This is a genomic window from Cytophagaceae bacterium ABcell3 (assembly GCA_030913385.1).
GTDB lineage: Bacteria > Bacteroidota > Bacteroidia > Cytophagales > Cytophagaceae > ABcell3.
Window position 1 is genome coordinate 3,934,264 of record CP133159.1, and the last position, 12,145, is coordinate 3,946,408.

Consider the following 12,145-nt stretch of genomic DNA (forward strand, 5'->3'; position numbering starts at 1 on the left):
ACATAGGCCACTAATTTTAAGTTACTCCACTAATAAACAGAGAATTATCACACATTTCAGGTTTAAATCCAAACATACTGGAATATCATTGAAAAGTTTAACCGAAAAATTTAAGAACACTTCATCTTTGGCTGCAAGGTTTGGCGTGGACTGGTTTCTACTGGCACTCATAGCAATGATAGTGGCTGCGAGATTTTGGCCTGGACCAGGAATTCAGGAAGGCACTTTTTCACTGAGCCAAATTGCCAGATATGGTGTTTCGGGAATCTTCTTTTTATATGGATTAAAGCTAAGTCCCGAGAAGCTTAGGGCTGGGCTTAGTAGCTGGAAAGTGCACATTGTAGTCCAGTTGAGTACATTTTTATTGTTCCCATTAATTATCCTACCCTCCTATCCATTGTATCAAGGAACGGAGCATGAACTCCTATGGCTCGGCATTTTTTATTTGGCAGCACTTCCCTCCACCGTTTCATCTTCTGTAGTAATGGTTTCCATTGCTGGAGGCAATATTCCGGCAGCTATTTTTAATGCCAGCATATCAAGTTTGGCAGGAATCATCATTACCCCACTTTGGATGGGTGTTTTTCTGACAGCAAACCCTGAAGCTTTTGATTTCTTAAATGTATTTGGCAGCTTACTTATCCAGGTTTTGGTTCCTGTTATTTTGGGTTTAATACTCAATAGGTACTGGGGCGCCTTTGCCGAGCGGCAAAAAACAAAGCTTAAATTTTTTGATCAATTTGTCATCCTACTCATCATTTACACCTCTTTCAGCGACTCTTTTGCCCAAGATATGTTTTCTGGGATAAGCAAATCGGACTTACTTTTGTTAGGAGGTGCTATGTTAGCCCTCTTTTTCCTTGTTTATGGGATTATGCATTTTATTAGTAAACTACTAAAGTTTAGCCAAGCTGATCAATCTACCACCATTTTTTGCGGATCAAAAAAATCTCTTGTACATGGCACGGTCATGTCAAAAGTGCTTTTTCCTGACCCCACCATTATTGGAGTAGTACTCCTACCCACCATGGTTTACCATGCCATGCAGTTACTGATCACAAGTATAGTGGCCAGAAAAATAGCTAGAAAAAAAACCTTACAAGCATAATACTTTATTTAAACAAGTTTTTTTTAACAAAAATTACTTGTTCAAACATGTATATAACAGAAAAATAGCATTTTTTCCTTAAAAAAATACCACAATAAAAAACGGTGTATATCACTCAATTACTCTCAAAACTTACCTCAAACCAACAAAAGAGTCTGGTTTACGTAAAACAAAAACACTACTAAACTTATTATAGAGAGTAAATTTCCCAAAAAGCATCTAAGTAAACACCCTTATCAAGGGGGAAAGGTTAATATAAATTTATAACAACCGACGTAGGTTTGCTGTCTGAAGAAGTAAGTCCTTACTTAATAAATTTATAACTTTTCCAATATTTTTAAAATATAAATATTTAAATTTAACCTTGTAAAATTTTAAGCTATATATTATTTTTAAATATATCCATTAAAATCATTCCATATGATACACCTTTACATTAAAGCGAAAAATAAACTCTTTTTAAGTTTTATATTTTTCGCTAGTGCCTTAGTTTCAGTAGCTCAAACCCCTGTAGACTATAATGGAAAGCTCAAGTTGGTAGACAACCAATTGAGCAGCGAATGTGGAAACCCTGTACAACTTAGGGGTATGAGTACACATGGGCCACAATGGTATGGACTATGTGTTACAGAAGAAGCCCTGGATGTGATGCAAAATGATTGGGGCGCAAGTATATTCCGTCTGGCCATGTATGTTGAATCAGGAGGTTATCTTGAAGACCCCGAATACTGGCGTAACTGGATAGACAATTGGGTAGATGAAACAGGCAGGCGTGGCATGTATTGTATGATCGATTGGCATATTTTGTCTGATGGTAACCCACTAACCAACCTAGAGCCAGCAAAAGAGTTCTGGGAGTATATGTCTTCCAAGCATGCTGGAAAAGATCACGTACTTTATGAAATTTGTAACGAACCTAACGGCCCTGAAGGGACTTGGGAGAACACCAAAGCATACGCTGAAGAAATAATTCCAATTATACGTGCCAACGACCCAGAAACAGTAATCATGGTTGGTACCCCCAATTGGAGCGGTACCCCTTGGGACGTAATCGGAAACGAGCTGGAAGGGGATCTGGCATACAATGTCATGTATTCTTTTCACTTTTACTCAGGCACACACGGCGACCGCTTAAACGACTTGAGCAATACCCTTAGTCAAATTCCTATTTTTGCTACAGAATGGGGAACCAGTGCCGCTTCCGGTGATGGTGGCTTTAACGAAGAGGTTACCAATGCCTATATGGATGTTTTCAATGGCAACAACCCGGCAGGAATCACAGTTAGCTGGTGTAATTGGAGCTGGACGCACAAAGATGAAACCTCTGCGGCTTTAACTCCTGGTTCATGCGACTCCAGAGACTACAACAGCGTGACCCAATCTGGGGAACTGGTAAAATACCACATGCAAAATCCAGAAAACACTTTCCTTCCTTGTACTCCAGAACCTAATATTACCAGTCAACCGCAAATGCAGATAGCAAGAATTGGCGAATCTGCTTCTTTTTCCGTTAGTGCTACCGGCGAAGATCTAAACTTTCAATGGCAAAGAGATGGCGAGGATATCTCCGGTGCCACCAGCAGAAACTTTACCATAGAAGAGGTAAGTGAATCTGACTTTGGTGAATACACTGTAGTAATATACAACAGCCACGGAACCACTACCAGCACACCGGTTCAGCTAAGAATGTGGCAAGAAGGCCCTTACCATGGAGCTCCTGTTCAATTACCAGGTCGTATACAAGCCCAAGATTATGATATCGGGGGACAAGACGTCTCCTATTACGATACAAGTCCAGGAAATACAGGTGGCGCCTATCGTGATGACGATGTAGATATAGAAGTAGCGATGGACAGCGAAGGCAGTTATAACGTCGGTTGGACTGAGGAAGGTGAATGGTTAAACTATTCGGTGGAAGTTACAGCAGAAGGTACTTATGATTTTGAATTTAGGGTAGCTTCCAATGAGTCAGACAAAAACTTTAGCGTTGAACTCAATGGTGAAACAATTATTGAAACAGTAGATGTACCTAACACTGGCGGCTGGCAAACCTGGCAGACTATAACCATTAATGACGTAGAACTTCCGGAAGGAGAGCACATTTTGAGAATACGCTTCAACACGGACGCTATCAACCTCAACTACTTTGATGTTACTACTGATGTTGTTGACTGTAATGGAGACATGAACGGGACAGCAGCCATAGACGATTGTGGAGAGTGTGCAGGAGGAAACACTGGAATAGAACCGGGGTATTCTTGCTCAAACCCTACAGTAACAGAAATTTCAAATACAGACCAGGAGGTATTGGCCGGTGATAATTTAACACTGGAAGTAACAGCTTCTGGACCAGATCCTATTTCTTACCAATGGTATAAAGATGGATCACAAATAGAGGGTGCTAACGAAAGCACCTATACAATAGAAAGTGCCACCGAAGATGATGCAGGCGTGTATCATGTGGTAATCTCAAATGACAATGGAGACACTCAAAGCGATGATATTTCTGTAACCTTTATACCAGTTGACTGTAACGGAGATCCAGAAGGAACCGCAGAAATAGATGAATGCGATGTATGCGCAGGAGGAAACACTGGTATAGAGCCTGGATATTCCTGTTCTGAACCTCATATCGAAGACCCAGAGGAAACTGAAATTGAAGTGACCACCGGAAACCCTTTCACACTTGAAATAATTGCTTCTGGACCAGAGCCTCTTTCTTATCAATGGTATAAAGAAGACGAGCCAATAGAAGGAGCCACAGAAAGCACATTTAATGTAGAAGATGCACGTTTAGAGGATGCGGGTATTTATTATGTAATTGTTTCAAATGACAATGGCGAAACCAGAAGCCCAGATTTTGAAGTAACGGTCAACAGCGTAGATTGCAATGGGGATACCAATGGTTCTGCCGAAGAAGATGAATGCGGTGTATGTGCCGGAGGTGAGACAGGTATTGAACCAGGGTCTTCTTGTGCACTGCCTGAAGTAGAGGATCTCTCAGCTTCAGAAACAGAAGTTAACGAAGGCGATCCATTTACACTAGAAATTACGGCAAGTGGCCCAGGGCCTCACACTTACCAGTGGTATAGAAATGGCGAGCCTGTAGAAGGTGCAACCGAAAGTACATATACTGTTAATGAAGCTTCTGCTGACGACAAAGGATCATATTATGTAGTAATCAGCAATGAAAATGGAAGCACCCAAAGCAATGAAATAGACATACATGTAAACCTATATGATTGCAATGGAGACCTGAATGGTACAGCAGAAATAGACGAATGTGATGTATGTGCCGGAGGTGAGACAGGCATTGATCCAGGTTCTTCTTGTTTACAGCCAGAAATCACATCCTTTGCTAGCTCTGACACAGAGGTAAATGAAGGCGATGCGTTTACTTTAGAGGTAGTGAGCAATGGAACAAACCCGCTTTCTTACCAATGGTTCTTAAATGGGACAGCCATAGAAGGTGCAAACGAAAGCTTGCTTACTGTAAGTAATGCAAGTGAAGATGATGCAGGAGCTTATCATGTGGTGGTTTCTAATGAGTTTGGAGAAGATGTTAGCGAAGAGATAGAAATAACAATAAATGTTACTGATCCTAATGTAGACTGTAATGGTGATGAAGATGGTACTGCCTTTATTGATGATTGTAATGTGTGTGCAGGAGGAAATACAGGCATAGAACCAAATGAGTCATGCACAGAACCCGAAATAGAGCAATTCACTACCACTTCAAAGAATGTAAACGAAGGTGATCTATTTACCTTAGAGGTTATTGCGAGCGGTCCTGGCACCCTTTCTTACAGATGGTACCATAACGATATCTTAATAGAAGGAGCCGATGAAAGTACATATACAGTAGAAAATGCCACCTTGAATGAAAGCGGATCCTACTTCGTTATTGTAAGTTCTGAATATGGAGCCGAAAGAAGTTCAAGTATAAGCATTAATGTGCTTCAAGAAGGTGGCAGCGAAGACTGTAATGGTGATGAAGATGGCACTGCCTTTGTCGATGACTGTGGTGTTTGCGCAGGAGGAAATACCGGTATAGAACCTGGTGAAACGTGCGAAGAGCCTGTTATAGAAAACATATCTAGTACGCATGTTGAGGTAACGGAAGGCGAGTCAACTACTTTAGAGGTAACGGCAAGCGGTCCTGAATCCATTACATACCAATGGTTCAGAAATGGAGACCCGATCAATGGTGCCACAGCAAGCAGTTACACCATTGAGAACGCTGATGCAAATGACGCAGGAACCTATCATGTAGAAGTGTACAACAATGACATCTCTACAAGAAGCGACGACATAGAAGTAATTGTAAATCCTGACTCCAGAGAATTAGATTGCAACGGAGATGTTGAAGGCACTGCTTTTGTTGATGAATGTGGTATATGTGCTGGCGGCAACACTGGTATAGAACCAGGTGCGAGATGTCCAGAGATCATCAGCATGACATCTGATACTGAAGTAACTATCGGAGAACCTTTCTCTTTCAATGTGTCAGCGACAGGTAGTGGTTCTTTCACTTACCAGTGGTATAAAGATGACGAACCAATAGAGGGAGCAACAGACCCTACTTATGCTCAAGAAGAAGCCACAGAAGACGATGCAGGCACATATTATGTAGTCATCAGGAGCAGCAATGGCGCTGAAATCCAAAGCACCTCGTTTGAAGTCTCTACCACAGAACCGTTAGATTGTCATGGAACCCCAGGCGGTGATGCGTATGAAGATGTTTGCGGAAACTGTGTAGGTGGGGAAACTGGTGAGGAGGCTGTAGAAAATGAAGAAGACTGCGTAACAAGTATTAACGCTGGCGAGAAAATCAGCTTCAACATTTACCCTAACCCGGCAACTTCAGAGTTACATGTAGAGTACGGGAAAGCAGGCACCAAACATATCACTGTGTATAACAATCTTGGTTCACTTGTTTTAGAAGTTAATGGCAATGATATTGTTGAGAGGTTAGACGTATCAAATCTCCCTGCAGGGATATATCACCTGATACTAAAATCAGAAGACGATGTCAGACAGACTAGGTTTGTTGTTCAGTAATTCATTACAATAAAGTTCATGCAAAAAGGCTGCCGTAAACGGCAGCCTTTTTTTTATCTATTAATATAACAGTTCACCCGACGCAGGCGGAAACTGCCAGACTAAAGCTCTGACAATAAAAAACAATGCTTCGCCCTCAACTAACATTGACGGTATGTCCCCTTACTTGTTTTTTTTAAAGATTTTTTTCTACAACTCCATTACCTTACAAGGTTATTATTTGTTTTTATAAATGCTATAATGTTGACCAATAAATATTTTATGCAACACCTATACTTTTTAATACACCGACAAGCCCTAATGCTATTGCTTTGCCTAAGCGTAGGTTTCACATCCGCAAAAGCTCAAAACCTTATCAACAATGGTGATTTTGAAGACGGGTTCACTGATTGGCAAAACCTTTCTGATGGCACATCTTCTGTCAACTTCTTTCATGAAACCACAGATACCCATACTGGTTCCGGCGCCATGCGGGTAGAGGTAATCCAACCTGGTACTGAAGCATGGGATGCTCAGTCAATCCATGTGGGTTGGGCATCGGTTTCCGGGCAAGAATACACACTAACATTTTGGGCAAAAACTATATCAAGCAACTCAAGTGTCCGAATCGTCCAACAAAACACCTCATATGCGTCAAGAGATTTTGACATTACCACAGAGTGGCAACAGTTCTCCTGGACATTTGTAGCAAACGAGAGTAACCTACAACTAAAAATACACTACACAGATGAGGGTACTTTTATTTTTGATGATTTTTTTATTGAAGATCCCTTAGCATCGTCCACCGGGCCAAGGGCTTTGAATGTGGATATATCCGAAAAACATCAAACTATGGTCGGTTTTGGAGGAGCGCTTACTTGGCACTGCGACAGAATAACGCGCAGTGCCAGAAAAGACGAAATGACCCAGCTACTATTTGATGACCTAGGAGCTGATATGATTAGGTTTAAAAGCTGGTATTACCCAGAAAACTACCCTTCAAATAAATCTCCGCAGGCAATGGAAGTCAATTGGTTTGAACCACATTATACCGCAACAAATGAACTAGCAGCACTGGCAAAAAAATACAACCCCAATGTAGACCTTTTACTATGCAGTTGGGGGCCTCCTTCTTCATTGAAAAGTAATGACCAGTTGGAAGAAGGCACTTTAAAAAAGGTTGATGGGCAATTTATTTACAACGAATATGCTGAGTACTGGTCTGACATACTGGACAACCTGCCTTTTGACCCAGAATACATCAGTATCCAGAATGAGCCTGGGTATGAAGATCCCGGATGGACTACTACTGGATGGAGACCTGAAGAAACAGACGAATACCCTTCTTACGCCCAAGGTCTGGAGTCGGTTTATGAAAAAATCAAAGACAGGCCTTATGTGCCTAAAATGATAGGCCCTGAAACAGAAAACATTGGCGTAGCACTATGGGATCACAGTCAAAACACGTACAGGTCAATGACTGAAACAGTCGAAGGCAAACCGTACCTTGAGGCTTACGCATACCACCTTTACAACTTCTCCTCCCCTAACAACATCAATATTGACTTATTGAATATGGTCAGGGATGAATTTACTGACAAACCAAACTTCATGACAGAGTTTTCTAGTGATAATTATGACTGGCTGGAAACCGCTCACATGATACAGCTAAACCTTATAGAAGCCAATACGTCTGCCTATATTTATTGGGATATGATGTGGGATGAAAACAATGACAAAGCCATGATAAAAGTGGACACCCAAGGAGATTATGAGATTACCCCATACTATCATACCGTCAAACATTTTTCAAAATTTGTGGACAAAGGCTATCAAAGAATTGCTATAGGGGGAGGAACTTCTACACTTAAAGTAACAGGTTTCCTCAGCCCTGACAATACCAAAGCGACCTTCATCCTCTCCAATTTGAGCGATTCCCCAGAAACATTAGCGCTTGAGTTTGAAGATTTGATACTAGGAGAAACCAATGCATATCAATCAACAGAAGGAAGCTATTTCAATGAATTAGGTTCAGTAAACCTTGAAGAAGAGGTGGAAGTTCCTGGAAAATCACTGACAACAATTACGGTAGAGCTCGAAACAGAAAACAACGTGGACTGCAATGGAGATCCCGAGGGAACTGCTGAAGTAGACGAATGCGATGTGTGTGCGGGTGGTAATACAGGCATAGAGCCTGGCGAAACATGCAAAGCGCCTATCATAGAAAGCATCTCTAGCACGCACGTTGAAATAGCTGAGGGCGAATCCACTACTTTAGAGGTAACGGCAAGCGGCCCTGAATCCATTACATACCAATGGTTCAGAAATGGAAACCTAATTGATGGCGCCACAGCAAGCAGTTACACCATTGAAAATGCCGATACAAATGACGCAGGAACCTATCATGTAGAAGTGTACAATAATGACATCTCAACCAGAAGCGACGATATAGAAGTAGTTGTAAATACTGCCTCCCAAGAAATAGATTGCAACGGAGATGCTGACGGTTCAGCTGATCTCGATGAATGTGGGATATGTGCTGGCGGTAACACAGGTATAGAGCCAGGCGCTTTATGTCCTGTAATTACAAGTATAACTTCTGATATGGAAGTGACTATTGGAGAACCATTCTCTCTTGATGTGTCAGTTACAGGCAGTGGTTCTTTTACCTATCAATGGTATAAAGACGACGAACCTATAGAGGGTGCGACAAACTCTACTTATGCCCAAGAAGAAGCTACTGAAGATGATGCAGGCATTTATTATGTAGTCATCAGAAGCAGCAATGGCGCTGAAACACAAAGCACCCCGTTTGAAATCACCACATCAGAGCCTTTAGACTGCCATGGAACCCCAGGCGGTGATGCCTATGAAGATGTTTGTGGAAACTGTGTTAGCGGGGAAACAGGTGCGGAAGCTGTAGAAAATGAAGAAGACTGCGTAACAAGTGTTAACCTTAGCGAGAAAGGCAAGTTCAATATTTACCCTAATCCAGCCACTTCAGAGCTATATGTAGAATACAGGAAAGCAGGGTCCAAACGTTTCGCTATATACAACAGTCTTGGCTCGCTGGTATTAGAGGCGAATGGGAATAATATTGTGGAGAGGTTAGACGTATCTAAACTCCCTACAGGCATATATCACCTGATACTACATTCAGGGGACGAAGCCAAACAGGCCAAGTTTGTCATTCAGTAGTTTAAAAAAAAGGCTGCCAAGAACGGTGGCCTTTTCTATGACATATTAGGCTGACAAAACCTGCTTTTTTACTAAAATCAAGCACCTTGCTCAACACCCGCAAAGGCTACACCTAAAATCAATCTACCTCCTCTCCTTTCGAAAAAGATTTCTTTTCTACCAGCTTACCGTTTTTATTATAATACTTAAAAGTACCATCACGTAAATCATTTTTATAGCGACCTTTAACCTTAATGGTCCCGTCTGGATAATACTCATGGTAACTGCCATGCCTGATCCCGTTTTTAATGTTAACTTTGAGCTTCAGGGTACCATTATCAAAAGTTTCTGTATACTTTTTAGCGTCCAAGTCATCTAAGTATATCTCGTCAGAATCATCATCTTCTTCCTCTTCTTCACTAACTGGCCGCATAGGCACATTGACCTGTTTATCATTAGCCTGAAAAAACAAAGGCTTGGCTTCAGGTTTAGCAAAAGAGCAGACAAGCTTAGTTTCAAACATTTCTTTTTTCTCGTTCATCTGAAAAGCCAATTGAGGAAAACAAGTGATATAATCTTTGTTTTTTCCTATGTTAACCCACGTTTCATGCGAAACAAACCCTTGGAGTCCTTTGTATAACATAGGCGGTTGCACATAAACAAAAACATTTGACGATTGATCAAATGAAGATTCAAAAAACTCCTTATAAGATGCTGAATTTCCCAAAGTCTCTCCGCTCTTATAATCATCAATGATATTTTTCAATGTCTGCGGATGGTTACTAAAAATAACATAATCATCAATTACAGTATAGTAAGGCTTGTCAAGCTTTTCAAAAAAACTACCAAGCACTAAACGGAACATCCCTTTCATAGATAGGTAATTAATTGGGTATCCGTTATATTCAATCTCCTTAAACTTTACAGGTGTTTTTTTCCTGATTTGCTTAGCTATAAAACTTAGGTTTTCCACAGCGTCTTTCCTATCAGAAGCCTTAATGATAACAGAAAACTCATTTTCTCTACCATTAACTTTAGGTTGGGTTTGTACAAAAGCGACCTCGTTTCCCATCCAACCTATAAAATGCTCCCTAATATTTATTTTCAAAAATTTCTCAATCCTGTTAACATTGTCCTCATATTCCTGATAGTCTTGTTTATTCTCCTGAAGAAGACTTACAAACCTTTCATAAAAATCATCAAAGTTATCTACAGCAAGACTTAAATAATAAGCGGTGCGTTGCGGAATTACATCAGCAGCAGCAATGTTACCCTTTCCTGACAGCAACATAGCTTTGAGATACGAGCTAGCGGTATCATTAATATTTGTATAGCCTTTGGTAATAAATTGATTATTCTGCAGGTTAACATTCAGACCAGTATAGAAAATAGCATTACTTAAAGCATTGACATATTCGTCCTCGCCTGCCAAATAACAGCTCATAAATTCATTAAGTCGGGAGTATTGCACATATACGTTAAACAAGCCATTTTTGCTGACCTGCTGTTTCATTTCCACAAAATTCACATCCCGTCCAATCACCGGCTCTTCCTGCTGATCGATTGATGCTTCTACTAGCTTCCCCACATAAGAGCAAACAAGTAAGTTACGAATAAAAGTAAGGTATAAGGTAGAGTGGTCTTCTTTGTCATAAAATTCATAAACCCTATGACCATGATAGTCCCTTTCGGTAATTTTGTATCCCCCCCCACCCAGATTGGTGAAATAGTCTTGTACAAACTTAAGCTTACTAGCTTTTTCTAAATCAGCAATAAACAGGAAATCATATTTGCGTGGTGCATAAACATGGGCAGAGACCGTCACACTCCGGGATCCAAGCATGTCAAAAAGCATTTCATTGTCCCTGACCAATGAGTCTAAGCTATTGGCACTAGAGGTAAGTTCTGCAAAATAAGGCTGTTGCTGCATATGTTTCCACATATCACTGCTACGCACTTTTTTCCAGCTTTTCACTGGCTCATCCGATTGTATAATATACACAGCATTGTCCGGCACCAGGTATATGGCACGAAAGTTATCAGAAGGCGACAGGTAAAAAATGTAATAAAACAAACATGATAAAGAGAAAATGGGAAGCAGGACGTAAAGGCTAACTTTTTTCATGATTTACTATATTACATTTTAGGAACTTTGAATATAAACATTATATCAATTTACAACAAACAAAAGTGGATTTTAAAACACCTCTCCAATCTTACATATTTTTCTATTCCCGACTTGACATCTAACAAACTATCAGCTAATTTTGCATTTTAAATATGGTAAAGCAACCTGCAACAAGTAAACGACTTAGATGGTTCTTGCTTTTTTCTTAAAAAATAAAATTATCATACATGAAAATATAATAAAAAAGAACATTTTTTCGTAATCATTCCAACCGCCAGCCGTGCAGAAACATGCACAAAATATTTATATCATAACTAAAAATAAAACAATTGCGTAAAGATGAGGAAATAATCTCATTGACATTCAATATTACAAAAGCATATTTGTTAAAAAATTTGCCCATGTTATTATAACAATTTTCTCACTTTCAGGTTAGAAGAAAAATTTTATCAAAAAAGACAGTATTTATTCTGCCTCTCAACTAATGAGGTTCAGAAAAATCAAATAAAATATAACCGGCAATACGCAAAGCATTGGTATCTAAAAAGTAATTTATCTTTTTTACATTTTTTAAGATAATGTTGTATGGTTTTAAGGAAGTGTAGCTTTACAGTGGCCAAAATGGACAATTATTAGAAAATTAATCATAAGTTTACATTTAGGTAAAATGCCATACTGCCAATTACAACCAA

4 protein-coding genes are annotated in these 12,145 nt (G+C 40.0%); 3 read left to right on the forward strand and 1 reads right to left on the reverse strand.

Annotated features, from left to right (window positions below; genetic code table 11):
* The first annotated feature begins 88 nt into the window (after window positions 1-88).
* From RCC89_15975 to RCC89_15985, 3 genes are all read left to right on the forward strand, one after another.
* Window positions 89-1,108, forward strand: a complete 1,020-nt coding sequence (locus tag RCC89_15975; protein ID WMJ74651.1) for a bile acid:sodium symporter family protein — start codon at window positions 89-91, stop codon at window positions 1,106-1,108.
* Between the two features lie 420 nt (window positions 1,109-1,528).
* Window positions 1,529-6,169, forward strand: coding sequence for an immunoglobulin domain-containing protein (locus tag RCC89_15980; protein WMJ74652.1), 4,641 nt, complete (start codon window positions 1,529-1,531; stop codon window positions 6,167-6,169).
* A gap of 300 nt (window positions 6,170-6,469) precedes the next feature.
* Complete coding sequence (locus RCC89_15985) at window positions 6,470-9,346, forward strand: immunoglobulin domain-containing protein (protein ID WMJ74653.1); 2,877 nt, start codon at window positions 6,470-6,472, stop codon at window positions 9,344-9,346.
* A gap of 118 nt (window positions 9,347-9,464) precedes the next feature.
* Here RCC89_15985 and RCC89_15990 read toward each other — a convergent pair whose 3' ends face one another.
* On the reverse strand, window positions 9,465-11,450 hold the full coding sequence (locus tag RCC89_15990; protein WMJ74654.1) for a DUF3352 domain-containing protein: 1,986 nt from the start codon (window positions 11,448-11,450) through the stop codon (window positions 9,465-9,467).
* Window positions 11,451-12,145 lie beyond the last annotated feature (695 nt).